Raw genomic sequence first — 24,459 nt, forward strand, 5'->3', positions numbered from 1 at the left:
TTACGGATGAGCGGGGCGTTTGGTTCCTGCCCTGCGGCGAGTCAGCCCTGGCGGGTCTCCACGACGACCGACTCGATCACGACGTCGTTGAGCGGGCGGTCGGTCCGCGGGTTGGTCTGCGCGGTGGCGATCGCGTCGACGACCTTCTGGCTGGCGGGGTCGGTGACCTCGCCGAAGATGGTGTGCTTGCGGTTCAGCCATGTCGTGGGGGAGACCGTGATGAAGAACTGCGAGCCGTTGGTGCCCGGGCCGGCGTTGGCCATGGCCAGCAGGTAGGGCTTGTTGAAGGAGAGGTCGGGGTGGAACTCGTCCTCGAACTGGTACCCGGGGCCGCCCGTGCCGTTGCCCAGCGGGTCACCGCCCTGGATCATGAATCCGCTGATAACCCGGTGGAAGGCCGTGCCGTCGTACAGCTTGTCCATGGACTTCTGCCCCGTCGACGGGTTGACCCACTCCCGCTCACCCGTGGCGAGCTCGACGAAGTTGCGGACCGTCTTGGGCGCGTGGTTCGGCAGAAGCCGGACTTCGATGTCGCCACTGTTGGTCTTCAGAGTGGCGTAGAGCTGCTCGGCCACGATGTGCCTTCCGTTGTCTTCCTGTGCCGCCCCGATCCTCGCACGGCCCACGTCACTCGTGCCCTGACGGCCGTCTACAGACGCGGATATGGGGAAGTCGGTTGCAGTAAAAACAGTCGAGTCCGTCCGGGCCGGGGGCGCTCGGCGGCGATCCGTGGCATTGTCGACGACAAGCGCCTGTTGCCCCGTATTCATCCTCTATTGGACTCGCTCGGCTCTTGATCGGCTCTTGGTCGGTTCTTGATCAGTGTCGGTCCGGAGTCGGTTCGCATGACCCGGATGCCCGCCCTCACATGCCCCGGGGTCTGTTGGAAGGCATGATCCGTAAAAGGGTGGAAAGTCGAAATACCGTACGCCACCGAGGAGGAGGAAACCCGTGACCCGCATCGACAGCGTGCGCGCCGCGACCGGTTCGGCGAAGGACAGCGTGCTGCACGCCGCGGAAGTGGTGGCGCCCTACGCCGACACGGCCAAGGACAGGGCCGCGCACTACGCACACGAGGCACGCGTACGGCTCGCGCCGAAGGTGTCGCAGGCCGCCGATCAGGCCCGCGTCCAGTACGACGCCCACGTCGCGCCACGCCTTGAGCAGGCCATGACGCATGTGCCGCCGAAGGTCGATCAGGCGGCCCATGAGGCCGCCGTCCGCACCCGGCTGGCCGCCCGGCAGGCCGCCGACTATTCCCGGCCCAGGCTTGAGCAGGCGGTCGCCGCCGCCGGCCCCATGAGGGACGAGGCCGCCGCACGCGGTGCCGCCGCGCTGGTCGCGCTGCGCGGCCAGGTGTCGTCCAAGGAGATCCAGAAGCTGGTCCGCAAGCACGAGCGGCGCGCGAGGGCCGGCCGTGCCGTGAAGTTCCTGCTGGTGGTCGGCGCGGTCGCGGGCGGCGCCTTCGCCGCCTGGAAGTGGTGGGACAAGCAGGCCAACCCCGACTGGCTGGTCGAACCGCCCGCGGCAACCGAGGTTCCGGAGTCGAGCCGGCTGACGTCGGTGGACGGCAGCGGCAAGTCGGTTTTGGACCCGGAAGTGCAGGCCAAGGAAGCCGAGGAGGAGGCCGCGAAGCACGACGACGGTCGATGATCTTTCGGGTGCCGAACTTCCCCGTGGGACGGGAGACTTGAGGGTCTCCCGTCCCACGGTTGCGTTCACGTCCGTGTCCCACAGCTGAGTCTCACGCCCCCGCCTCACGGCTGTGTTTCACGTGAAACACGTCCGCCCGGCAACGGCGTCGCTCGTGGAGGGCGGAGGGGTGCCAGCGGTCCTCGGCCAGCAGACCGGCCTGGTGCACGCTGACCTTCCCGGGGGCCTCACGCGGACGCGCCAGGTAGGCGTCGAGGTCAAGCCACTTGCCGGGTAGCGGCAGGCCGACCGAGTGACCAGCAATTGGCCCAGGTCGTCGACCGCCACCAGCGACAGCCGGGCCCGGCACCGCGCCTCGTCGCCGCCGACCCGTCTGGCATCCGTCTGACCGGCTCCCTTCACCATGACGGATCGCTGCCGCGGGTCGGCCAGGGCCCGCAGCGCGGCGGAGCCGATGAACCCCCGTGCCTCCGACGACGAGAACGGCCTCGGTCACGGCTGACTGTGCAGGCTCGTCCAGCCGAAAACAGACCGTATGGTCTCTTCTCGCTGTCAAACCGTGCCGCAGGCTCTGTGTCTCAGCTCACCGGCAGACCAGAAGGACCGTCAGGGGCGGCACATAACCCCTCCCTGACCTCGAAGAACGCCTTCCAGAAACAGACCGGCTGGTCGGGTAGAGTTGGCGCAAAACGACGGGCCGGAGGGAAAGCAATGGCCAAGCAGGCTCGCGCGCTGCAGACACGGCGCTCGATCGTGGATGCCGCGGCGAGCGTGTTCGCCGAGTTCGGCTACGAACGTGCGGCCACCTCGGAGATCCTGCGCCGGGCGAACGTCACCAAGGGCGCGATGTACTTCCACTTCCCCTCCAAGGAGTCGCTCGCCCAGGCGATCATGGACGAGCAGACCGGCCTGGTGAGCGTGGAGCCCGGGCTCTCCTCCGTGCAGTCGATCATCGACATCACCCACCAGTTCGCCCATGGCCTGCGCCACGACGCCATCGCCCGGGCCGGCACGCGGCTGTCCATCGAGGGCGTCTTCTTCAACGGCACCCATCCGTGGGGCGATTGGTTCGACCTCACCACCCGGCTGCTGACCGAGGGGCAGGAGCAGGGAGAGGTGCTGCCCCAGGTCGTCGCCAGGGAGAGCGCGGAGTTCATCGTCGCCACCTTCACCGGCGTCCAGCTGGTGTCCGAGGCCATCAACCGCCGGGCCGATCTGCACGCACGCGTCGCCGTGATGTGGCGTCACATCCTGCCGTCCGTCGCCCACCCGGCCACCATCGCCCGGCTGCGCCCGGAGGGCGCCACGGATCCGGCGGCTGTGACCGCGACCGCACGGGCCGGCGCCCGGAGCGAGGCAGAGACCGGGGCGGGAGCCGAAGCCGAGACCGAAGCGGGAGCCGAGGCCGAGGTCGGAGCCGGCACCGTCTGAGGCGATCCACCGGGACGCCTGCCGGGACCACGTGGGCGAGTCCGGCTACGCAAAAGCCCCTCCCCCTGTGTTTCCGCAGGTGGAGGGGCTTTTCGCCGTGGAGCCTAGGGGAGTCGAACCCCTGACATCTGCCATGCAAAGACAGCGCTCTACCAACTGAGCTAAGGCCCCGGAACGGGAGCATCCCCCGGAAAAACCGCGTACCGGCGGGCGCCGCAGACCAGAGTACCGGGTCACCCCCGGGATCTCGCAAAAAGATTGAGGGGTCCCCGTGAACCACCACGCTTCGTAAGATGCTCGGCGTGGTTCGCTACAGCGAACCACAGTACTTGGGGAAGCGATGGGGAGACGCAATGGACGCCGCACAGCAGGAAGCCACCGCAAGAGCGCGGGAACTGCAGCGGAACTGGTACGGGGAGCCGTTGGGGGCGCTCTTCCGTAAGCTCATAGAAGATCTGGGCCTCAACCAGGCCCGTCTCGCGGGGGTACTTGGCCTGTCCGCGCCGATGCTGTCACAGCTCATGAGCGGCCAGCGGGCGAAGATCGGCAACCCGGCCGTCGTACAGCGGGTGCAGCTGCTGCAGGACCTGGCGGGGCAGGTCGCGGACGGCAGCGTGAGCGCGGCCGAGGCCACGGAGCGTATGGAAGAGATCAAGAAGTCGCAGGGGGGATCGGTGCTCAGCAACACCACGACCACGACCAGCAGTTCGGGCGCGCCCACGGTCAAGCGGGTGGTCCGTGAGATCCAGTCGCTGCTGCGCTCCGTGGCCGCCGCGGGCGACATCATCGACGCCGCGGACACTCTCGCCCCGAGCCACCCGGAACTGGCAGAGTTCCTCCGGGTGTACGGCGCCGGCCGCACCTCGGACGCCGTCACGCACTACCAGGCGCACCAGAGCTGAGCCCAAGGCCCGGTCGCCGAAGGGGGTTCGGCAGCCGGGCCGACGGCCGCGGAGAAGCGCCGGGGGTCCGTATCACTCATCACACGCTTCGAGAAACGACGCGAGGGGGCGCAAGGGGGAGTCGTATCGCTCGTCGAGGGGCAAGCAAGGGGGGTAGCCGCAGGGGGAGGAGCGACGCACAGCCATGGGTGAGGTCTTCGCCGGCCGGTACGAACTGGTCGACCCGATCGGACGCGGAGGGGTCGGCGCCGTCTGGCGCGCCTGGGACCACCGTCGCCGCCGCTATGTGGCCGCCAAGGTGCTTCAGCAGAGCGACGCGCACTCCCTGCTGCGCTTCGTCCGCGAACAGGCCCTGCGGATCGATCACCCCCATGTGCTCGCTCCTGCCAGCTGGGCCGCCGACGACGACAAGGTCCTGTTCACCATGGACCTCGTGGCCGGCGGCTCCCTGGCCCATGTGATCGGGGACTACGGCCCACTGCCCCCGGGCTATGTCTGCATCCTGATCGACCAGCTCCTGTCGGGGCTGTCCGCGGTGCACGGGGAAGGCGTCGTGCACCGCGACATCAAGCCCGCCAACGTGCTCCTGGAGGCCACCGGCACGGGCCGGCCGCGGCTGCGGCTGTCCGACTTCGGCATCGCCATGCGGCTGGGTGAGCCGCGCCTGACGGAGACCAACCTCGTCGTGGGCACGCCGGGCTATCTCGCGCCGGAGCAAATGATGGGCGCGGAACCGGACTTCCCCGCCGACCTGTTCGCCGTAGGACTGGTCGCGCTGTATCTGCTGGAGGGTGCCAAGCCGGACGCCAAGGCGCTCGTGCAGTACTTCGCCGCGCACGGGACGCCGAACGCCCCCAAGGGCATCCCCGAGCCCCTGTGGGAGGTCGTGGCCACGCTGCTCCAGCCCGACCCGCAGGCCCGGTTCCGTACGGCCACAGGGGCGCGCAAAGCGCTCGCCACGGCCGCCGAACTGCTGCCGAACCCCGGCCCCGACGACGAGTTGATCGAGATCTTCGACCAACTCGGGCCGCTGCCGCCCGGGTTCGGTCCGACCGGGCCTCTCAAGCCGGCACCGGGCGTCGCGGCCAGGAGGGGGACGGACACCTCCGGGACCGGAACAAGTGAGGCTTCCTCGTGGCCCGTTGAGGCAGACAGGTCCTCTCTGCCGTCCGCGTCGGGCGCAGGCGCCGTATCGCCCACAGGTGACGCGCCGCCGCGCGACCCGCGCCAGGACAACGGGCCCGAGTCCGAGTCGTCCGCCCCCACGGGGCCGCCCTCCATGTCGGACACGGGGAGCTTCCATCTGCCGCCCCCGCAGTCGACCGTCTCCTCCGCCCGGACTCCCGCTCCACAGACGGCGACACCGCCCCACGCGCAGACGCCCCAGGCACAGCCCCATCAAGGCCGCCACCAGCAGCCCGCCTACGTCTCCCCCCACGACCCCACGCATGTGCTGCCCTCCCCCCAGTCGCACGCACCGCTGTACTCCGCTCAGGCCCTGAATCCGGGGCCGCACCATCGCGACGATGCCTCTACTGCTTCGTACACCGCCCAGGTCCCCCAGGTTCCGCCTCCGGGCCAGGAGATTTCGCAGGAGCCCACGCGCCGCAACCACCGCGCCCGCCCCGCACGCCGTCCAGGCCCGCCCGTCAAGGTGGCGATCCCGCTCCTGATGCTCGCGCTGGCCTGCTACGCCGTGGGGTTCTGGGCGCTGGCCCGGATCTGAGCCCGACCGTCGGCCACCGGCCCGCGTCCGAGCGGTTCACCCGCCACCGGCCCGCGTCCGGCCCGCGTCCGAGCGGTTGGCCCACCGCTGGCCCGCGTTGGCTCAGGCTCCCGCCCGCCGCCGTGCCGTGACCGTCCACACCCCGAGGCCGACCAGCACCACCGTGCCCGCGCCGATCCCGCCGACGGCGACCGCCGTCATCGCGGCGTTCCCGCCCCCGGCTCCCCCCGCCGCCGCGTTCTGCCGGTCCTCGTCCGTGACCTCGAAGACGTTCCGCGGCACCGACTGCCCCGCGTACCCGGGACCGTCCTGCGCGGTGCCCTCGAGCCGTACGCGCAGCGTCAGCCCGAACGGCCCGTCGCCGAACTCGTCGGCCACCCCCTTGGCGAGGTGCAGCACGAGGTAGTACGAGCCGGCGAAGCGCATCCCGCTCAGTTGGTCGCCGACGGCGTAGCGATTGGCGTACTCGACGGGCGGCACCGGCGCGAGGGAGAGCGACTGCTGCTTTCCGTCGTAGCCGACGTTCGTGTCCTCGACGTGGGCGCGCACCGGGTTGTAGAGCGCCAGACCCAGCGCGTCGACGGCATAGCCCTGGCCGCCGCCGCTCGCGGTGCCGAGTTCGGCGGTGGCGGACAGCTGCCGGCCCCAGTCGACCGGGACCTTGTAGAAGAGCGTCTGCCCGGGCGAGATGTCGGCACGCCAGACGCCCTGCCCCACGGCGGTCGCGCGGGAGTACCCGGCGCCGCCCTGACTGGTCCTGGGCGCGCCCTGGGCGGGCGTGGGCGAGGCGGAGTCCCACACCTTGGGCGCGCTGGTCGAACCGGCCTTGTTCACCGGCGCCTCGGACACGGCGGTGAGCTCCAGGTCCCAGCGGCCGGGTGAGGAGTCCGCCATACCGACGCGCTCGACGACGACGTAGTACGTGCCTGCGCCCTTGCACACCGGGTTGGCCGGGGAGACCGTGCGGGCGCCCCAGGCCGTGACGGGGTGCGGGCTCTTCGCGGCGCCGAAGCTCGCGCCCTGGTACGAGCAGGAATTGCTGTCTGTGTTCTGCACCGACACCCTGATGCCGTCGGTCACGGAGAGCTTGGCGCCCTTGCCGGGGACGGCCGTGGCGGAGACGTAGGTGTTCGAGTCGTCGTCGAGGTCGAAGCTGTAGTAGACCTTCGCGCCCTTCGAGAGGGAGCTGCGGTAGGTCTTGCCGATCTGGAGGCGGGGGGCGTCCGTCGTCCCGGTCGCCCCGTCGACACTCTGGGCGCCCTCAGCGAAGGCGTAGGAGGCGGCGGAGGGGCCGGAGGCGCTCGGGACTCCCGTGGCAGGGGCCGCCTCGGCGGGCCAGGACGCTGGGATCGCCACCGTGTACAGCACCGCCGCGGCGGCCGCCACGCGCACGCGTGCGGACGGACGCCCTCGCCGAGCCGCCGCGCGCCACCACGCCGTACGCCGCCCCATCACGCGCCACCCCTCCTCGTCCCCCGGTCCCCACCCGGACCGCAGCGCCCGGGCGTCAGCCGGACCGTGGCCCATCCTGCCCCGCCCGGACGCGCCTCATCCGGGCAACACAAAACCCCGACCGCAAGGACGGCCGGGGTCTGCTCAGATTCCGCTGTCGATACTCACGAACCCGTGGGCACGGAGTCAGTCGCCTCCGTCCACAGATCCTGCTCGGCGCGATCCGCCTGGATCTGGCGGTACACGAGGAGCCCGCCGATGGCGGCCAGTGCGACCAGGAGAAGCTTCTTCACCGCGCGACCTCGTCTTTCCTTGACGTAGGGGACCTCTGGCGCCCGACTATACACACCGACCGATACCGATCGGTGACCTGCGTGGGCCCCCAACTCCCGTCCGGCACAACGCCGTAGAACGGGACGTCGGCGCTCCGATCTGAGGGTGATCACATCCTCACGCGCGGTGACTTTGCACCCGGTTCTTATCTTTTCTTGCTGTTTACGCCCATCCGAGTGGTGTTCATCGGAACTTCGACACGGCGCGGGCGTTGGTCCAACACTTCGCGGCCCACATACACATCATGAGGAAAGTACGCAAATCGCCCAGACCCGAAAGTGAGGGGCCATGGCCCAGAACCAGGTCATGAAGCTGTGGACCGCCATCGTCACCGCCTTCCTCGCGCTGTGCACGGCGCTCGGACTCATCACGACGACCGCCGCCGCGGCGGTAACGCAGACCGAGCCGACCAGCAACAGCACCCCTCCGGCGACGATGCCGACGGTTCCCCAATGGTCCTGGTCCAGCGCCGGCGCCCTGCCCCCCACGATGAAACAGCGCATCCACGCCGAGGCCCACGGAAAGGCACCCAGCTGCCGGCTCCGGCCGCAGGCGGACACGGACGAGTGCGCGGGAACCGTGAGCATGGAGATCGACCTGCCGACGGACGCATTCGTCACCGTCCCCAAGCAAGGCACTCCCCTCCAACTCTGAGCCCCGCCCCGCATCTCCGACCCAGCGGCGAGTTTGCGTACTCAATCCGCCTCAGGAAGACCCCCAACCGGCAGCCGGTTGGGGGTCTTTCGCTGTTGTGAGCTCATGACTGCGACCACCCCGGCCTGCGACCCTCCCACTACGGCAACCACGGTCGCCATCACGCGTGGACCGTGCCCAGGTCTCCCCTGGAACGACACCCCTGGAGCGACAGAAGACCCCCGGTCCTGTGGACCGGGGGTCTTCTCGCTGGTGGGGCTAACAGGATTTGAACCTGTGGCCTCATCCTTATCAGGGATGCGCTCTAACCAACTGAGCTATAGCCCCGCCGCGCTCTGCGGTGTATGTCCCGCGCGCTGACCCCTGAAGATTAGCGCACGACGTACGCAGTCCCAAAATCGGTTGTCCCAGGGCCGGCGGCAGAGGTTTCGAACGGCCGTCGGGGTGAAGGTCACTCGTCCTCGGCGAGCGTCAGCTCGACACCGCCGACGAAGCCCGCGGAGAGGTTGTAGATGAACGCGCCGAGGGTCGCGAGAGCCGTCGCGAGGACGACGTCGATGACCGCGATGATCGACGTGAACGTCAGGACATGCGGAAGGGACAGGAAGGACTGCAGGTCGAAGCCGTTCGACTCGTTGGAGCCGGTCGCCTCGGAGATCGTGCCGCCGACCGTCGAGAAGACGCCCATCGCGTCCATCACCATCCACAGCACGGCGGACGCGACGATCGTGCAGATGCCCAGCGCGATGGAGAGCAGGAAGCTCACCTTCATGACCGACCACGGATCGGCCTTCGCCACGCGCAGACGCGCCTTGCGGATGCGGGGCGTGGTGCGCGCTCCGGTGCGCGGCCGCCGCACGGCGCCGGCCGGGGCCGGGGCCTGCTGGTTCTGGTAGGCCTGCGGCGGGTGGTAGGGCCCGGCGGGCTGCTGCGGCTGTCGCTCCCCGGGGAGCGGCGAGGCCGGCTGCTGCGCCGCGGGCTGGGGCTGGGCGCCCGGTGCGGCCGGGCCCGCTCCAGCCTCGTGCTGCTGGGTCTGCGGGCCTCGGGAGCCCGTCACAGTTCCCCCCTGGGATCCATGAGTGTCGGGCGAGGACGGGTCGGCCGCGCCTGCGTCGATCTTGCGCAGCTGGGTGGTGTGCGGATCCGCCGCACGCGCGGCGGAGCCACGGCCGCCGCCGTCCGCGTCCGTACCAGTGGAGGTACCGGCAGATCCGGCGCCCGTGGCTCCGCTCACGATGACTCACTCCTCGTGCTACTCGGCCGAGGGCGCCTCACCCTCGTCCGTGCCGGTGTCCGCGGCACCCTCGGCGGTCTCGTCCACGGCATCGCCGTCGACCTCCTCCGCCTCACGTCCCGCCTCGGCGTTTCGAGCGATGCCGACCACGGCATCGCGCTTGCCCAGGTTGATCAGTTGGACGCCCATGGTGTCACGGCCCGTCTCCCTGACCTCGCTGACTCGCGTACGAATCACACCGCCCGACAGCGTGATGGCGAGGATCTCGTCGGCCTCCTCGACCACCAGCGCGCCGACGAGCGATCCGCGGTCCTCCACGATCTTGGCAGCCTTGATGCCGAGGCCGCCGCGACCCTGAACGCGGTACTCGTCGACGTTGGTCCGCTTCGCGTACCCGCCGTCTGTGGCAGTGAACACGAACGTACCGGGTCGAACAACATTCATCGACAGAAGTTCGTCGCCCTCACGGAAACTCATGCCCTTGACACCCGAGGTGGCCCTGCCCATGGGCCGGAGGCTGTCGTCCGTGGCGGTGAACCTGATCGATTGAGCCTTCTTGCTGATCAGAAGCAGATCGTCGTCGGCCGAAACGAGCTCGGCTCCGATCAGTTCGTCGTCGGAACCGTCCTCCATCTCGCGGAGGTTGATCGCGATGACGCCGCCGGCACGCGGCGAATCGTAATCCTTCAGAGGCGTCTTCTTGACCAGGCCGCCCTTGGTGGCCAGGACCAGGTACGGCACCGCCTCGTAGTCGCGGATGGCGAGGATCTCGGCGATCGCCTCGTCGGGCTGGAAGGCCAGCAGGTTGGCGACGTGCTGGCCGCGGGCGTCCCGGCCGGCGTCGGGCAGCTCGTACGCCTTCGCGCGGTACACCCGGCCCTTGTTGGTGAAGAACAGCAGCCAGTGGTGGGTGGTGGAGACGAAGAAGTGGTCGACGATGTCGTCTTCCTTCAGCTTCGTGCCCCGCACGCCCTTGCCGCCGCGCTTCTGCGCCCGGTAGTCCACGGTCTTGGTGCGCTTGACGTAGCCGCCGCGTGAGACCGTGACGACGATGTCCTCCTCGGCGATCAAATCCTCCATGGACATGTCGCCGTCGAAGGGCACCAGCATCGTCTTGCGGTCGTCGCCGTACTTCTCGACGATCGCGGCGAGTTCGGCGCTGACGATGCCGCGCTGGCGGACCGGGGAGGCCAGGATCTCGTTGTACTCGGTGATCTTCGCCTGGAGCTCGTCGTGCTCCTGGATGATCTTCTGGCGCTCCAGGGCGGCGAGCCGGCGCAGCTGCATCTCGAGGATGGCGTTCGCCTGGATCTCGTCGATCTCCAGGAGCTCCATCAGGCCCGTACGCGCGATCTCGACCGTGTCACTGGCCCGGATCAGCGCGATGACCTCGTCGATGGCGTCCAGGGCCTTCAGCAGGCCGCGCAGGATGTGCGCCCGCTCCTCGGCCTTGCGCAGCCGGAAGCGCGTACGGCGGACGATGACCTCGATCTGGTGCGTCACCCAGTGGCGGATGAACGCGTCGAGCGAGAGGGTGCGCGGGACGCCGTCGACGAGCGCCAGCATGTTGGCGCCGAAGTTCGTCTGCAGGTCCGTGTGCTTGTAGAGGTTGTTCAGGACGACCTTGGCGACCGCGTCCCGCTTGAGCACGATGACCAGGCGCTGGCCGGTGCGCGAGGAGGTCTCGTCGCGGACGTCCGCGATGCCGCCGATCTTGCCGTCCTTCACCAGGTCGGCGATCTTCTGCGCGAGGTTGTCGGGGTTGACCTGGTAGGGCAGTTCCGTGACCACCAGGCACTGGCGGTTCTGGATCTCCTCGACCTCGACGACCGCGCGCATGGTGATCGAGCCGCGGCCCGTGCGGTACGCCTCCTCGATGCCCTTGCGGCCGACCACGAGGGCGCCGGTGGGGAAGTCCGGGCCCTTGATGCGCTCGATGAGCGCGTCCAGGAGCTCCTCGTGCGAGGCCTCCGGGTTCTCCAGGTACCACTGGGCGCCGGCCGCGACCTCGCGCAGGTTGTGCGGCGGGATGTTGGTCGCCATGCCGACCGCGATACCGGCCGAGCCGTTGATCAGCAGGTTCGGGAAGCGGGCGGGCAGGACGGTCGGCTCCTGGGAGCGGCCGTCGTAGTTGTCCGTGAAGTCGACGGTGTCCTCGTCGATGTCACGGACCATCTCCATGGACAGCGGCGCCATCTTGCACTCGGTGTAGCGCATGGCCGCCGCCGGGTCGTTGCCCGGAGAGCCGAAGTTGCCGTTGGAGTCCACCAGCGGCATCCGCATCGACCACGGCTGCGCGAGGCGGACCAGCGCGTCGTAGATCGAACTGTCGCCGTGCGGGTGGTAGTTGCCCATGACGTCGCCGACGACGCGGGCGCACTTGTAGAAGCCGCGCTCGGGGCGGTAGCCGCCGTCGTACATGGCGTACAGGACGCGGCGGTGGACGGGCTTGAGACCGTCCCGGACGTCGGGCAGCGCACGCGAGACGATGACGGACATCGCGTAGTCGAGGTACGAGCGCTGCATCTCCGTCTCGAGCCCGACGGGCTCGATGCGCATCACGATGTCGCCGCCCTCTTCAGGGGTGACGGGAGTGTTCTCGTCGGCCATTGCTGGTGAAGATCCTTCCTGGTGCGGTCAGCTGAGACCGACTCAGATGTCGAGGAACCGGACGTCCTTGGCGTTGCGCTGGATGAACTGGCGCCGGGCCTCGACGTCCTCGCCCATCAGGACCGAGAACAGGTCGTCGGCCTGGGCGGCGTCGTCGAGGGTGACCTGGCCGAGGACGCGGTGCTCCTGGTCCATGGTGGTCACGCGCAGCTCCTCGGCGTTCATCTCGCCGAGACCCTTGAAGCGCTGGATCGAGTCCTCGCGGACGCGCTTGCCGCGCTGGCGGCCCATCTCCAGCAGGGCGTCGCGCTCGCGGTCGGAGTAGGCGTACTCGACCTCGTCCCGGCCCCACTTGATCTTGTAGAGCGGCGGACGGGACAGGAAGACGTGCCCGGCCTCGACCAGCGGCCGCATGAAGCGGAACAGGAAGGTCAGCAGCAGCGTGTTGATGTGCTGGCCGTCGACGTCGGCGTCCGCCATCAGGATGATCTTGTGATAGCGGAGCTTCTCGATGTCGAAGTCCTCGTGCACACCCGTGCCGAACGCGGAGATGAGCGCCTGGATCTCCTGGTTCTGCAGGATCTTGTCGATCCTGGCCTTCTCCACGTTCAGGATCTTGCCGCGGATCGGGAGGATCGCCTGGTACTGCGGGTTGCGGCCGGACTTGGCCGAGCCGCCGGCGGAGTCACCCTCGACGATGAAGATCTCGCACTTGATCGGGTCGTTGGACTGGCAGTCCGACAGCTTGCCCGGCAGGGAGGCCGACTCCAGCAGGCCCTTGCGGCGGGTCAGGTCGCGGGCCTTGCGGGCCGCCACGCGCGCGGTGGCCGCCTGGATGCCCTTGCGGATGATGTCCGCGGCCTCGACCGGGTTGCGGTCCAGCCAGTCGTTGAGGTGCTCGTAGACCGCCCGCTGCACGAAGGTCTTGGCCTCCGTGTTGCCCAGCTTGGTCTTCGTCTGGCCCTCGAACTGCGGCTCGCTCAGCTTGACCGAGATGATCGCGGTCAGACCCTCACGGATGTCGTCACCGGTGAGGTTGTCGTCCTTCTCGCGCAGCAGCTTCTTGTCGCGCGCGTACTTGTTGATCAGCGAGGTCAGGGCCGCGCGGAAGCCCTCCTCGTGCGTACCGCCCTCGTGCGTGTGGATGATGTTGGCGAAGGAGTACACGCCCTCGCTGTAGCCGCTGTTCCACTGCATCGCGACCTCGAGGGACAGGCTCTTGTCCTTGTCCTCGGCCTCGAGGTCGATGACCGTGTTGTGGACCACGTCCCCCTTGCGGGAGTTGAGGTACTTCACGAAGTCGACGATGCCGCCCTCGTAGTGGTACGTGACGGTCTTGACCTCGTCCTTCTCGTCCGCACCCGCCTCGTCCGCACCGCTGGTGGCCTTCGCCGACTCGCGCTCGTCAGTGAGTTTGATCGTCAAACCCTTGTTGAGGAACGCCATCTCCTGGAAGCGCCGCGAGAGCGTCTCGAAGGAGTACTCGGTGGTCTCGAAGATGTCCGGGTCGGCCCAGAAGGTGACCGACGTGCCGGTCACCTCGGTGGCCTCGTGCTGGGCGAGCGGCGCCGTGGGGACGCCCATCTTGTAGTCCTGCGTGTAGCGGTGACCGTCCGTCTTGACCTCGACGGCGACCTTCGCCGACAGCGCGTTCACGACGGACACACCCACGCCGTGCAGACCACCGGAGACCGCGTAGCCGCCACCGCCGAACTTGCCGCCCGCGTGCAGCACGGTCAGCACGACCTCGAGGGCCGGCTTGCCCTCGGAGGCGACGATGCCCACCGGGATACCGCGGCCGTTGTCGACGACGCGGACGCCGCCGTCGGCGAGGATCGTCACGTCGATGGTGTCCGCGTGGCCGGCCAGCGCCTCGTCGACGGAGTTGTCGACCACCTCGTACACGAGGTGGTGCAGTCCGCGCTCACCGGTGGAACCGATGTACATACCGGGGCGCTTGCGGACCGCGTCCAGGCCTTCGAGGACAGTGATGGCGCTGGCGTCGTACGAGGCGGTGACCTCGCCGTTCGACGAGGTCACCGCGCCGTTCTCGCCGGCGTCGGTGGACGGGATGTTCTCGTTGGGGTTGCCGGAATCGGCCACGAAGCGCCCTTTCTGGCACAGCACGAGCCAGGCTCGTCGGCGGGTTGCCGGAGCGGCTGCGGCATGTTGCGTTGGTAAGCCTTGTTCAGCGTTGCTCAGCTTTTCCCGGACGGTCCCCACGAGTGGGGCGGGATTGGGTTCCAGTCTACCGGTAGCGCCGACAGTGATGGGGGTTTGCCGGTACCTGAGTCCTCATGTGCCGCCCTCAACCGGCGTCTTCCGGGTCCCCATATACGGAGCAGGGCTCCAAGAGGCTCACAGCGGCACTCAGCGCTTCCGACTGTCAACCCGTGGCTACTTGGGAGTCAGGTAGGGATTCGCACCCGCACGCGGGCGTGCAACGAAGCGGCCGCCGGCGCCCTGTGGAGAACGCCGACGGCCTGTGGATGTGAGGTCTGTCACCCATACGTGTCGCCGGGTCCCGTGCTGCCGGGGGCGCGCAGGGGGCCGTAGCGACGGGCGGGGCCGCCGGGGCCGTTCACCTTGATCATCTGCACCGCGCCGTGCCCGAGATCCTCGTTGAGGCGGGCGACGAGCGTCGGGGCCAGCAGGCGCAGATTCGTCGCCCAGGCCGTGGAGTCGCAGCGCACGACGAGCACCCGCTCGTCCTCGTCGTACTTCTCCGGCTCGCAGTGCTTGGCCACGTCCTCGCCGACGATCTGCGGCCAGCGGCCCATCACTCCGCCCATCGCCGCCGGAGTCTCCCAGCCGCGCTCGGTGAGGAGCCGGTTGATCGCAGCGCCGAGCGCCATGGGGTCGCGCCCGTCGGCGCGCGCGCCGGAGCGCAGGCCGCCGCGCCGTGCCTGCTTCTTCTGCTGCGCCGCGTCCCCACGCGCGCGTGCCTGTTCCTTCGCCGCCCTGAGCGCCACGCGCGCGAGGTCGACACCGGACGGCTCTGCGCCCTTGGACGGTTCGGCGGCCTTGGGGGCCGGTTCCTCGTTCGTCATACGCGCTCAACCGTCCCGTCCGACACGGCGTACCGCGTCCCGGTCAGTACATGCGGTACGTCGTCGTCGACCGCGGCCGTCACCAGCACCTGCTCACCGGGGGCGACCAGCTCCGCCAGCCGCTCGCGGCGGCGGGTGTCGAGCTCGGCGAAGACGTCGTCGAGGACGAGCACCGGCTCGTTGCCCTCGGCCCGCAGCAGGTCGTAGGAGGCCAGCCGCAGCGCCAGCGCGTACGACCAGGACTCCCCGTGGGAGGCGTACCCCTTGGCGGGCAACTGACCCAGTTTGAGCACCAGATCGTCCCGATGGGGCCCTACGAGGGTGACGCCCCGCTCGATCTCCTGCTTGCGCGCTTCGACGAGCGCCGCCGTCAACTGCTCGTAAAGGTCGTCCCGGGTGTGCGCCTCGCCGGGGGCGGACGGCTTGTACTCCAGGGCCACCGGGCCGCCGCCCGGGGCCAGTTGCTCGTACGCCTTGTCGGCCAGCGGCTGGATCGTGGCGATCAGGTCGAGGCGCTGGGCGAGCAACTCGGCGCCCACGCGCGCGAGGTGCTGGTCCCAGACGTCGAGTGTGGACAGGTCCATGGAGCGGCCGCCGTGCCGACGGGCCAGCGCGGCCGACTTCAGCAGCGTGTTGCGCTGCTTGAGGACCCGCTCGTAGTCGGAGCGCACACCGGCCATCCGCGGGGAACGGGCGGTGACCAGCTCGTCGAGGAATCGGCGCCGCTCGCCGGGGTCGCCCTTGACCAGGGCCAGGTCCTCGGGCGCGAACAGGACGGTCCGTACGATGCCCAGCACGTCACGGGGTCTGACCTGCGAGGACCTGTTGATACGGGCCCGGTTCGCCTTGCCGGGGTTCAGCTCCAGCTCCACGAGCTGCTGCCGCTCACCCTGCCTGACCTGGGCCCGGATGACGGCCCGGTCGGCGCCCATGCGCACCAGGGGCGCGTCGGAGGCCACACGGTGGCTGCCGAGGGTGGCGAGATAGCCGACGGCCTCGACGAGGTTGGTCTTGCCCTGGCCGTTGGGGCCGACGAACGCGGTGACGCCCGGGTCGAGCGGTACTTCGACCCGGGCGTACGAGCGGAAGTCGGCCAGCGACAGATGCGTGACGTGCATGGTCGTTCGCCGACCTCCCCCTGCGCTCTGGATCCGTGGCCGGGCGGCCGGCGGATCTGTGGGTTACTTCTAGTCCTGTGGATTACTTCGTCTCGACCGCGTGGCCGCCGAACTGGTTGCGCAGCGCCGCGACCATCTTCATCTGCGGCGAGTCCTCCTGCCGCGAGGAGAACCGCGCGAAGAGCGAGGCCGTGATCGCGGGCAACGGCACGGCGTGGTCGATCGCGGCTTCCACAGTCCAGCGTCCCTCACCGGAGTCCTGTGCAAAACCCTTCAGCCTGTCGAGGTGCTCGTCCTCGTCGAGGGCGTTCACCGCGAGGTCCAGCAGCCAGGAGCGGATGACGGTGCCCTCCTGCCAGGAGCGGAAGACCTCGCGCACGTCCGTGACCGAGTCGACCTTCTCCAGCAGCTCCCAGCCCTCGGCATAGGCCTGCATCATCGCGTACTCGATGCCGTTGTGGACCATCTTCGCGAAGTGGCCCGCGCCGACCTTGCCGGCGTGCACCGCGCCGAACGTCCCCTCGGGCTTGAGGGCGTCGAACACCGGCTGCACCTTGGCGACGTCCTCCGCGTCGCCGCCGTACATCAGCGCATAGCCGTTCTCCAGGCCCCAGACGCCGCCTGAGACGCCGCAGTCGACGAAGCCGATGCCCTTGGCGGCCAGCTCCTCCGCGTGCTTCTCGTCGTCCGTCCAGCGGGAGTTGCCGCCGTCCACGACGACGTCGCCCGGCTCCAGGAGCTCGGCCAGCTCGTCGACCGTGGACTGGGTGGGAGCACCGGCCGGGACCATCACCCAGACCACGCGGGGGCCGCTGAGCTTGCCCACAAGGTCGGCGAGGCTGTGGACATCGGCAAGGTCAGGGTTGCGGTCGTATCCGACGACGGTGTGGCCCGCGCGGCGGATCCGCTCGCGCATGTTGCCGCCCATCTTGCCGAGGCCGACGAGACCGAGCTCCATCAGTTGTTCCTTAGGTTGCTGTGTGGCGTGTGGGGCACGTTCGTACCTGTGTCCGAGCCTAAACCCGGACCCTCGCGCACAGCTGTGGGCATACGCGCTCAAACGTACGGTCCCACCTGCGGGTTTCCCCAGGACCGTGGAGTTTCCTCCACGGCCTGTGGACAACTTCCCGGCGCCTCAGCCGCTCAGCCGCACCGGCATGATCAGGTACTTGTAGGCCTCGTCCGCCTCGGCGTCCAGGGCCGGCTTGCCGCTCAGCAGGGCGGGCTTGGTGGACGTCGTGAAGGACAGCTGGGCCACCGGGGAGTCGATGGCGCTCAGGCCGTCCAGCAGGAACGTCGGGTTGAAGGCGATCGAGACGTCGTCGCCCTCCAGCTGGGCGTCGACCCTCTCCACAGCCTGTGCGTCGTCGCTGGAACCGGCCTCCAGGATCAGCACGCCCTGCTCGAAGCTCAGCCGCACCGGGGTGTTGCGCTCGGCGACCAGGGCCACACGCTTGACGGCCTCCACGAAGGGGGCGGTCTCGATCACGGCGACGGAGTTGAACTCCGTCGGGAACAGCGAGCGGTACTTCGGGAGGTCGCCCTCGAGAAGCCGTGTGGTCGTACGGCGACCCGCGCCCTCGAATCCGATCAGGCCTTCGCCCGCGCCCGAGCCGGAGAGCGCCAGGATGACGCTGTCGCCGCTCGTGAGCGCCTTGGCGGTGTCCAGGAGCGTCTTGGCGGGCACCAGGGCGACTGCGGACGTCTCGGGGTTCTCCGGCTTCCACAGGAACTCGCGGACCGCGAAGCGGTAGCGGTCTGTGGAGGCAAGGGTGACGGTGTCGCCCTCGATCTCGATGCGCACACCGGTCAGCACCGGCAGCGTGTCGTCGCGGCCGGCGGCGATGGCGACCTGCGCGGCGGCCGAGGCGAACACCTCGCCGGGAACGGTGCCGGTCGCGGTCGGCATCTGCGGCAGCGCCGGGTACTCCTCCACAGGCAGGGTGTGGAGTGTGAACCGCGAGGAGCCGCAGACCACGGTCGCCCGTACACCGTCTGTGGAAATCTCCACCGGGCGGTTGGGGAGCGCACGGCAGATGTCGGCGAGCAGCCTGCCGGAGACGAGGACGGTGCCCTCCTCCTCGACCTCCGCCTCCACGGACACCCGCGCCGAGACCTCGTAGTCGAAGCTGGAGAGGCTCAGAGCGCCGTCCTCGGCCTTCAGCAGGAGGCCGGCGAGGACAGGCGCCGGCGGACGGGCCGGGAGGCTGCGTGCCGCCCAGGCAACTGCCTCCGCGAGTACGTCGCGTTCCACCCGGATCTTCACTGTTGCCGCCTCCTGCTGTTGCCGGCGCTGCTCGCCCTGCCTGGCTTCGTCTCTGTCTCGGTGTCGTCGGTCCCTGTGAGGGGAAGAACACCGGGGACCAGTCTGACGCACCGCACTGACAGTAGGTGCCTCTCGGGGTCAAGTCGTGACGAGGGGCAGTCGGGCACCGGACAGCGAGTTGTGCACAGCCCCCTCTTCGAATCGAACTTCTCGCTCTCTCTAGTTGGAAGTAGTAGTAGGGGCTGTGGAAACCGTGGATAACCTCGTTTCCGCAGCTCAGAGGCGAGATTTTGTCCACGGGCCCTGTGGGCGGAGGCGGTGGACAACTCCGGGGTTCTGTGGAGAACAGGAAGTTCTGCACACCCCGTGCACAGCCTGAGGCGACTTCTCCCCAGCGCCGTCCCCAGCTTTGCCCACCTTTCCCACAGGCCAACCCGGCACCTTCATGTGACGGCTTTCACTCGACACGGTGATCAGGCGCGTCGCGTTGCCGAACAGTGGACAGCGATGTGGAGAAGGTGCTGATCTCTGGGGACAACCGGCTTCTTCCTGTGGGTTGCCGGTGGACAACTTCGTGCACAGCTTGTGGATCACGCGGCTGTCCACAGTCTGTGGAGATCCTTCGTCCACGAATCCACAACCACCTGACCTGGGTTGATCGTTCTGCGACGGGCGTCCTGTGGATGGCGATCTGGACAACTTCGCGGTCCCCAGGATGTGGACGGGAAAAAGTACCGCGATCTGTGGAGAGAGGCCGTAACCCGGCAGGTAATCGAACAACGGACAACGCAGACATGGCGCCGCGGACGACGCCGGTACGACGAAGGGCGCCTCCGGATGTCCTCCGGAGGCGCCCTGGCGACGTCTGTGGAACGTGTCCCTGCGGCTCTCAGCCGTTCTTGATGCGGTTGGTCAGCTCCGTCACCTGGTTGTAGATGGAGCGTCGCTCGGCCATCAGATTGCGGATCTTGCGGTCCGCGTGCATCACCGTGGTGTGGTCGCGGCCGCCGAACAGCGCCCCGATCTTCGGCAGGGAGAGGTCCGTCAGTTCCCGGCACAGATACATGGCGATCTGTCGGGCCGTCACGAGCGCGCGGCCGCGGGAGGTTCCGCACAGGTCCTCGACGGTGAGGCCGAAGTAGTCGGCGGTGGCGCTCATGATGGCGGTCGAGGTGATCTCGGGGGCCGAGTCCTCGCCACCGGGGATCAGGTCCTTGAGGACGATCTCCGTCAGCCCCAGGTCCACCGGCTGCCGGTTGAGCGAGGCGAACGCCGTCACCCGGATCAGCGCGCCCTCCAGCTCGCGGATGTTGCGCGAGATGCGGGAGGCGATGAACTCCAGTACCTCTGGCGGGGCGTTGAGCTGCTCCTGCACCGCCTTCTTGCGGAGGATCGCGATACGCGTCTCCAGCTCGGGCGGCTGGACGTCGGTGATCAGACCCCACTCGAAACGGTTCCGCAGCCGGTCCTCCAGCGTCACCAGCTGCTTGGGCGGCCGGTCGCTGGAGAGCACGATCTGCTTGTTGGCGTTGTGGAGCGTGTTGAAGGTGTGGAAGAACTCCTCCTGCGTCGACTCCTTGTCCGCAAGGAACTGGATGTCGTCGACGAGCAGGATGTCCATCTCGCGGTAGCGCTTGCGGAAGCTGTCGCCCTTGCCGTCGCGGATGGAGTTGATGAACTCGTTGGTGAACTCCTCCGAGCTCACGTACCGCACGCGCGTGCCCGGGTAGAGGCTGCGGGCGTAGTGCCCGATCGCGTGCAGCAGGTGGGTCTTGCCGAGCCCCGACTCCCCATAGATGAACAGGGGGTTGTACGCCTTCGCGGGGGCCTCGGCGACGGCCACCGCGGCGGCGTGCGCGAAGCGGTTGGAGGCGCCGATGACGAACGTGTCGAAGAGGTACTTCGGGTTCAGCCGCGCGGTGGGCTCACCGGGGCCGGGCGCCGGCGCGGGCTGAGCGGCCAGCGGGCCGGGCGCGCCACTGGCGGGCAGGTTGGGTCCGACCGGTCCGCCCCGGTGCACATGCCCGGTGCCGGACCGCTGCTCTGGCAGCTCTCGGCGCGCGTCGCGCTGGTCGTAGTCCGGGCGCGGCTGGTCGTAATCGGGGCGCTGCTTCTCGTAGTCGGGGCGCTGCGAGTCGTACGGCGGGCGCTCCATCGACTGCGGGCGGTAGTCCTGGGAAGGCGGTGCGTACGAATCCTGGGACGGGGGTCCGTAGGAGTCCTGGGCCGAGGAGCCGTACGAGTCCTGGGCGGACGCCCCGTAGGAGTCCTGCCGCGGCGACGCGTACGGGTCCCGCTCGGGGAAGCCGAGACGCTGCTGCTGCCAGCTGTACTCGTCCTGCGGCGGGCGCGGCCAGGAGCCGGGCTCGGGACGCTGGTACTCCGAGGGGTACGCCGGGCGCGCGGTGGGGAGCTGGTCCCCGCGGGGGGAGGGCAGCTGGTCGTCGGTGTGCTGCTCGGGGCGGCCGGACCGGCGCTCGTCGGCACGGTGGCGGCCGTAGCCCTCGTACTGCCCGGAGGGGAGCTCGGGCTCCTCGTAACGCGGCTGGGGGCGGGGCGGCGCCGGCGGGGCGGAGGGCTCGCCCGCGGAGTCGTCGACGGTGATCGCGATACGGATCGGCCGGCCGCACTCGCGGCTCAGCGTCTCGCTGACGATCGGGGCGAGGCGGCCCTCGAGCACGCCCTTGGCGAATTCGTTCGGTACGGCGAGCAGCGCGGTGTCGGCGACCAGCGCGAGCGGCTGGCAGCGCCGGATCCAGTGCTCGTCCTTGGTCTCGACACCCTGTCCCCGGCCCTCACCGAGAAGTTGCTCGAGTACTCGTGGCCACACTGCGGCAAGATCGGCAGGTACGTCAGCCACAGGGCACGCTCTCTCACGGGTCCCACGAACGTGTGGTTGTGGGACGGGTCGGGATTGAAATGGGGTGGAGCCCAAAAAGTGGGGTCACAGGAACGAATCGGAGTTCAGCCACGGTAGTCAGGGCGACCGGTGCGGTTCAAGTTGTTGTCCCCAGCCTGTGGATAGTGTCTCTCAGTGACCGCTGGTTTGACCGGATGGCGTAGCCCCGCGTACCGTAACCAGGTCGAGTTGTCGATGGCTGCTGCCGCCTGCCTCCGATGGGCACAGATCGCGTCAGGTGATCGGGAGCGGTGCACTCGGGCGTAACTGCGAGCTACTCGTGGGCGCACGGTGACAGCCAGCACGGCACCCGCCACCACCGATTTGACTTCTGGAGCCCCCGAGTGAGCAAGCGCACCTTCCAGCCGAACAACCGTCGCCGCGCCAAGACCCACGGCTTCCGCCTGCGGATGCGTACCCGTGCCGGCCGCGCGATTCTCGCGAACCGTCGTGCCAAGGGTCGCGCCAGCCTTTCCGCCTGATCCCGGTCAGGTCATGCCGTCGTGCTGCCCACCGAGAACCGGCTGAGGCGGCGCGAGGACTTCGCGACCGCGGTACGACGAGGGCGCCGGGCAGGCCGCCCGTCCCTCGTCGTCCATCTTCGTAGCGGTGCCACGGACCCGCACGCGCCTGGGGAGAGCGCTCCCCCGACGCGTGCGGGTTTCGTCGTGAGCAAAGCCGTGGGCGGAGCGGTCGTACGCAACAAGGTCAAGCGCAGACTGCGTCATCTGATGCGGGACCGAGTAGCCCAGTTGCCCCCCGGTAGCCTGGTAGTCGTACGAGCGCTGCCCGGTGCGGGCGACGCCGACCATGCACAACTGGCCCGAGACCTGGATGCCGCCATCGAGCGGCTGCTGGGAGGGGGCGCGCGATGAAGTACCCGCTGCTGGCTCTGATCAAGCTGTACCAGTGGACGATCAGTCCGCTGCTGGGGCCGGTCTGCAAGTACTACCCGTCGTGTTCCCACTACGGCTACACGGCCATCGACCGGCATGGTGCGATCAAGGGCACGGCACTCACAGCCTGGCGGATCCTGCGGTGCAATCCGTGGTCGCTGGGTGGCGTGGACCATGTCCCGCCGCGTAAGCGCCCGCGGTGGCACGAAATGCTGCGCAACACCTGGCGTGCACGCAAGGGCGGGTCCTCCGCCGCCGAATCGGCCACCGAAGGCAGCGGTCCTTCGAGCCCGGCCGCAGAGACCTCGTCCCATGTCCAAGGAGCATGATTAGTGGACACGATTGCCAGCCTCTTCAGCTTCATCACGACACCCGTTTCATGGGTCATCGTCCAGTTCCACTCGGTGTACGGGAAGATCTTCGGTCCCGACACGGGCTGGGCCTGGGGCCTGTCCATCGTGTCCCTGGTGATTCTGATTCGTATCTGCCTGATCCCGCTCTTCGTGAAGCAGATCAAGGCGACCCGGGCCATGCAGACGCTGCAGCCCGAGATGAAGAAGATCCAGGAGCGCTACAAGAGCGACAAGCAGCGCCAGTCCGAAGAGATGATGAAGCTGTACAAGGAGACGGGTACCAACCCGCTCTCCTCGTGCCTTCCCATCCTGGCGCAGTCGCCGTTCTTCTTCGCCCTGTACCACGTGCTCAACGGCATCGCGACGGGCAAGACGATCGGCGTCATCGACGATCAGCTGCTCGCCAGTGCCCGTCAGGCGCACATCTTCGGCGCCCCCCTCGCCGCGAAGTTCACGGACAGCGCGGACAAGGTCGCCCAGCTCGGCGCCACGCTGACGGACGTCCGGGTCGTCACCGCCATCATGATCGTCATGATGTCGGCGTCGCAGTTCTACACGCAGCGTCAGCTGATGACGAAGAACGTCGACACCACGGTGAAGACGCCGTTCATGCAGCAGCAGAAGATGCTGATGTACGTCTTCCCGGTCATGTTCGCCGTCTTCGGCATCAACTTCCCGGTCGGTGTCCTCGTCTACTGGCTGACCACCAACGTGTGGACCATGGGCCAGCAGATGTACGTCATCCACAACAACCCGACCCCGGGTTCGAAGGCCCAGGCCGCGTACCTGGAGCGCCTGACCAAGCACGTCACGCACCACGGAAAGACCCGCCGGCGCAGCGAGCGCACGATCATCAAGGCGATCGTCACCAAGGGCCGTGACCGCAACGAGTTCGAGCGCAAGTTCATCAACGCCCTGAACAAGTCTGGCCTCGCGGCTCAGGCCGACGGCACCGTGGTGCAGAGCGACAACGCCGCCGCTGCCCAGACCGTGAACGAGGACGGTACGCCGACGCCCGGCGCCGCCGCCCCCAAGCGCCAGCAGCCCAAGCGTCAGTCGAAGTCCCAGCGTTCGTCCGGCGGTGCGAAGCCGGCCGGCTCCGGATCCCCGACGTCGCTGAGCAAGTCCGACGAGCCCGAGGACGCCAAGCCGGAATCCGCTGCCAAGAAGACCACTTCGCAGCCCGGCAGCGGCTCCCGCAGCAAGGCCCAGTCCGGGCAGCGCAAGGGCCCGCAGCGCCCCAAGTCCCCGTCCAAGAAGTAAGAAGGAGCCCATCCCGTGACGGAAGGCACCACCTCCGCTGCTGCCGAGGGTGCAGACACCCTGTCCCGCCTGGAGCAGGAGGGCGAGATCGCGGCGGACTACCTCGAGGGTCTGCTGGACATCGCCGATCTCGACGGCGACATCGACATGGACGTCGAGGCCGACCGCGCCGCTGTCTCGATCATCAGCGACGCGGGCGGCCGAGACCTGCAGAAGCTGGTCGGCCGTGACGGCGAGGTGCTGGAGGCACTCCAGGAGCTCACGCGCCTGGCCGTGCACCGGGAAACCGGCGACCGTAGCCGGCTGATGCTGGACGTCGCGGGCTACCGTGCCAAGAAGCGCGCCGAGCTCTCCGAGCTGGGCGCCAAGGCGGCCAGCGACGTCAAGAACACCGGCGAGCCCGTGAAGCTGAAGCCGATGACGCCGTTCGAGCGCAAGGTCGTGCACGACGCCGTCAAGGCCGCGGGGCTGCGCAGCGAGTCCGAGGGCGAGGAGCCGCAGCGCTTCGTCGTCGTGCTGCCCGCCTGATCGGTTCGTACGTACTCCGGCCCCGTCTGTAGCGCAGACGGGGCCGAACTTTGTCAGCCTGATAGTTCTGGTGGTCGGCGCCGAACGCGCC

21 protein-coding genes and 2 tRNA genes are annotated in these 24,459 nt (G+C 68.7%); 10 read left to right on the top strand and 13 right to left on the bottom strand.

Features of this window, described 5'->3' with window-relative positions; all coding sequences use genetic code 11:
* Positions 1 to 41: 41 nt before the first annotated feature.
* Positions 42 to 575 (bottom strand): peptidylprolyl isomerase, encoded by a 534-nt coding sequence (locus tag ACGFYN_RS15520; RefSeq protein WP_393866344.1) that lies wholly within the window; start codon positions 573 to 575, stop codon positions 42 to 44.
* Positions 576 to 951: 376 nt separating this feature from the next.
* Between ACGFYN_RS15520 and ACGFYN_RS15525 the strand changes: the two genes are divergently transcribed.
* Positions 952 to 1,653: a DUF5324 family protein gene (locus tag ACGFYN_RS15525; RefSeq protein WP_393866345.1), complete on the top strand. Its 702-nt coding sequence runs from the start codon at positions 952 to 954 to the stop codon at positions 1,651 to 1,653.
* A gap of 711 nt (positions 1,654 to 2,364) precedes the next feature.
* On the top strand, positions 2,365 to 3,084 hold the full coding sequence (locus ACGFYN_RS15530) for a ScbR family autoregulator-binding transcription factor (RefSeq protein WP_393866346.1): 720 nt from the start codon (positions 2,365 to 2,367) through the stop codon (positions 3,082 to 3,084).
* A gap of 98 nt (positions 3,085 to 3,182) precedes the next feature.
* On the opposite strand, the gene ACGFYN_RS15535 is transcribed toward ACGFYN_RS15530, so the two are convergent.
* Positions 3,183 to 3,255 (bottom strand) — tRNA-Ala (locus tag ACGFYN_RS15535).
* A 182-nt stretch (positions 3,256 to 3,437) separates the two neighbouring features.
* Here ACGFYN_RS15535 and ACGFYN_RS15540 point away from each other — a divergent pair.
* Both ACGFYN_RS15540 and ACGFYN_RS15545 read left to right on the top strand, forming a co-directional pair.
* The gene (locus ACGFYN_RS15540; protein WP_384269150.1) at positions 3,438 to 3,986 is read left to right on the top strand and encodes a helix-turn-helix domain-containing protein; all 549 of its coding nucleotides are present in this window, start codon (positions 3,438 to 3,440) and stop codon (positions 3,984 to 3,986) included.
* A gap of 184 nt (positions 3,987 to 4,170) precedes the next feature.
* Entirely contained in the window at positions 4,171 to 5,712 is a 1,542-nt protein-coding gene (locus ACGFYN_RS15545) for a protein kinase (protein WP_393866347.1), read from the top strand.
* Between the two features lie 102 nt (positions 5,713 to 5,814).
* On the opposite strand, the gene ACGFYN_RS15550 is transcribed toward ACGFYN_RS15545, so the two are convergent.
* Positions 5,815 to 7,164, bottom strand: a complete 1,350-nt coding sequence (locus ACGFYN_RS15550) for a hypothetical protein (protein WP_393866348.1) — start codon at positions 7,162 to 7,164, stop codon at positions 5,815 to 5,817.
* 164 nt (positions 7,165 to 7,328) lie between these two features.
* Positions 7,329 to 7,457, bottom strand: coding sequence for a DLW-39 family protein (locus ACGFYN_RS15555; RefSeq protein WP_003999697.1), 129 nt, complete (start codon positions 7,455 to 7,457; stop codon positions 7,329 to 7,331).
* A 328-nt stretch (positions 7,458 to 7,785) separates the two neighbouring features.
* Here ACGFYN_RS15555 and ACGFYN_RS15560 point away from each other — a divergent pair, with 328 nt between their 5' ends.
* Positions 7,786 to 8,151, top strand: a complete 366-nt coding sequence (locus ACGFYN_RS15560) for a DUF6344 domain-containing protein (RefSeq protein WP_393866349.1) — start codon at positions 7,786 to 7,788, stop codon at positions 8,149 to 8,151.
* A 250-nt stretch (positions 8,152 to 8,401) separates the two neighbouring features.
* Here the strand turns inward: ACGFYN_RS15560 and ACGFYN_RS15565 are convergent.
* The 9 genes from ACGFYN_RS15565 to dnaA form a co-directional block, all read right to left on the bottom strand.
* A tRNA-Ile gene (locus ACGFYN_RS15565) sits at positions 8,402 to 8,478 on the bottom strand.
* Positions 8,479 to 8,602: 124 nt separating this feature from the next.
* Positions 8,603 to 9,385: a DUF3566 domain-containing protein gene (locus ACGFYN_RS15570; RefSeq protein WP_393866350.1), complete on the bottom strand. Its 783-nt coding sequence runs from the start codon at positions 9,383 to 9,385 to the stop codon at positions 8,603 to 8,605.
* A gap of 18 nt (positions 9,386 to 9,403) precedes the next feature.
* Positions 9,404 to 11,995 (bottom strand): DNA gyrase subunit A, encoded by a 2,592-nt coding sequence (gene gyrA, locus ACGFYN_RS15575; protein WP_393866351.1) that lies wholly within the window; start codon positions 11,993 to 11,995, stop codon positions 9,404 to 9,406.
* A 42-nt stretch (positions 11,996 to 12,037) separates the two neighbouring features.
* Positions 12,038 to 14,122 (bottom strand): DNA topoisomerase (ATP-hydrolyzing) subunit B, encoded by a 2,085-nt coding sequence (gene gyrB / locus ACGFYN_RS15580; protein WP_393866352.1) that lies wholly within the window; start codon positions 14,120 to 14,122, stop codon positions 12,038 to 12,040.
* A gap of 374 nt (positions 14,123 to 14,496) precedes the next feature.
* Positions 14,497 to 15,045: a DUF721 domain-containing protein gene (locus ACGFYN_RS15585; protein ID WP_393866353.1), complete on the bottom strand. Its 549-nt coding sequence runs from the start codon at positions 15,043 to 15,045 to the stop codon at positions 14,497 to 14,499.
* Positions 15,042 to 16,163 (bottom strand): DNA replication/repair protein RecF, encoded by a 1,122-nt coding sequence (gene recF, locus ACGFYN_RS15590; protein WP_393866354.1) that lies wholly within the window; start codon positions 16,161 to 16,163, stop codon positions 15,042 to 15,044. Before recF ends, ACGFYN_RS15585 begins: the two co-directional genes overlap by 4 nt.
* An 82-nt stretch (positions 16,164 to 16,245) precedes the next feature.
* Positions 16,246 to 17,121 carry a phosphogluconate dehydrogenase (NAD(+)-dependent, decarboxylating) gene (gene gnd, locus ACGFYN_RS15595; RefSeq protein WP_393866355.1) on the bottom strand — a complete coding sequence of 292 codons (876 nt, stop codon included), beginning with the start codon at positions 17,119 to 17,121 and terminating at the stop codon, positions 16,246 to 16,248.
* 177 nt (positions 17,122 to 17,298) lie between these two features.
* Entirely contained in the window at positions 17,299 to 18,429 is a 1,131-nt protein-coding gene (gene dnaN, locus ACGFYN_RS15600; protein ID WP_384259303.1) for a DNA polymerase III subunit beta, read from the bottom strand.
* Positions 18,430 to 19,318: 889 nt separating this feature from the next.
* Positions 19,319 to 21,289, bottom strand: coding sequence for a chromosomal replication initiator protein DnaA (gene dnaA / locus ACGFYN_RS15605; protein ID WP_393866356.1), 1,971 nt, complete (start codon positions 21,287 to 21,289; stop codon positions 19,319 to 19,321).
* Between the two features lie 383 nt (positions 21,290 to 21,672).
* Here dnaA and rpmH point away from each other — a divergent pair, with 383 nt between their 5' ends.
* The 5 genes from rpmH to ACGFYN_RS15630 are packed head-to-tail and all read left to right on the top strand — an operon-like array spanning position 21,673 to position 24,368.
* Positions 21,673 to 21,810, top strand: a complete 138-nt coding sequence (gene rpmH, locus ACGFYN_RS15610) for a 50S ribosomal protein L34 (RefSeq protein ID WP_015659252.1) — start codon at positions 21,673 to 21,675, stop codon at positions 21,808 to 21,810.
* Positions 21,811 to 21,831: 21 nt separating this feature from the next.
* Entirely contained in the window at positions 21,832 to 22,203 is a 372-nt protein-coding gene (gene rnpA, locus ACGFYN_RS15615; protein WP_393866357.1) for a ribonuclease P protein component, read from the top strand.
* A complete protein-coding gene (yidD, locus tag ACGFYN_RS15620) occupies positions 22,200 to 22,553 on the top strand; it encodes a membrane protein insertion efficiency factor YidD (protein ID WP_384259296.1) in 354 nt (117 codons plus the stop codon). Before rnpA ends, yidD begins: the two co-directional genes overlap by 4 nt.
* Before the next feature lie 3 nt (positions 22,554 to 22,556).
* Positions 22,557 to 23,840 carry a membrane protein insertase YidC gene (gene yidC, locus ACGFYN_RS15625; protein WP_393866358.1) on the top strand — a complete coding sequence of 428 codons (1,284 nt, stop codon included), beginning with the start codon at positions 22,557 to 22,559 and terminating at the stop codon, positions 23,838 to 23,840.
* Positions 23,841 to 23,855: 15 nt separating this feature from the next.
* Positions 23,856 to 24,368, top strand: coding sequence for a protein jag (locus ACGFYN_RS15630; RefSeq protein ID WP_393866359.1), 513 nt, complete (start codon positions 23,856 to 23,858; stop codon positions 24,366 to 24,368).
* Positions 24,369 to 24,459 lie beyond the last annotated feature (91 nt).

It is taken from the genome of Streptomyces sp. NPDC048419 (assembly GCF_043200415.1).
Taxonomy (GTDB): Bacteria; Actinomycetota; Actinomycetes; order Streptomycetales; family Streptomycetaceae; genus Streptomyces.

Excerpts from the sequence above, each read along its gene's own strand:
- ACGFYN_RS15530 (WP_393866346.1), top strand. The coding sequence starts at position 2,365 with ATGGCCAAGCAGGCTCGCGCGCTGCAGACACGGCGCTCGATCGTGGAT.
- ACGFYN_RS15540 (WP_384269150.1), top strand. The coding sequence starts at position 3,438 with ATGGACGCCGCACAGCAGGAAGCCACCGCAAGAGCGCGGGAACTGCAG.
- ACGFYN_RS15545 (WP_393866347.1), top strand. The coding sequence starts at position 4,171 with ATGGGTGAGGTCTTCGCCGGCCGGTACGAACTGGTCGACCCGATCGGA.
- ACGFYN_RS15550 (WP_393866348.1), bottom strand. The coding sequence starts at position 7,164 with ATGGGGCGGCGTACGGCGTGGTGGCGCGCGGCGGCTCGGCGAGGGCGT.
- ACGFYN_RS15560 (WP_393866349.1), top strand. The coding sequence starts at position 7,786 with ATGGCCCAGAACCAGGTCATGAAGCTGTGGACCGCCATCGTCACCGCC.
- gyrA (WP_393866351.1), bottom strand. The coding sequence starts at position 11,995 with ATGGCCGACGAGAACACTCCCGTCACCCCTGAAGAGGGCGGCGACATC.
- ACGFYN_RS15585 (WP_393866353.1), bottom strand. The coding sequence starts at position 15,045 with ATGACGAACGAGGAACCGGCCCCCAAGGCCGCCGAACCGTCCAAGGGC.
- recF (WP_393866354.1), bottom strand. The coding sequence starts at position 16,163 with ATGCACGTCACGCATCTGTCGCTGGCCGACTTCCGCTCGTACGCCCGG.
- gnd (WP_393866355.1), bottom strand. The coding sequence starts at position 17,121 with ATGGAGCTCGGTCTCGTCGGCCTCGGCAAGATGGGCGGCAACATGCGC.
- yidD (WP_384259296.1), top strand. The coding sequence starts at position 22,200 with ATGAAGTACCCGCTGCTGGCTCTGATCAAGCTGTACCAGTGGACGATC.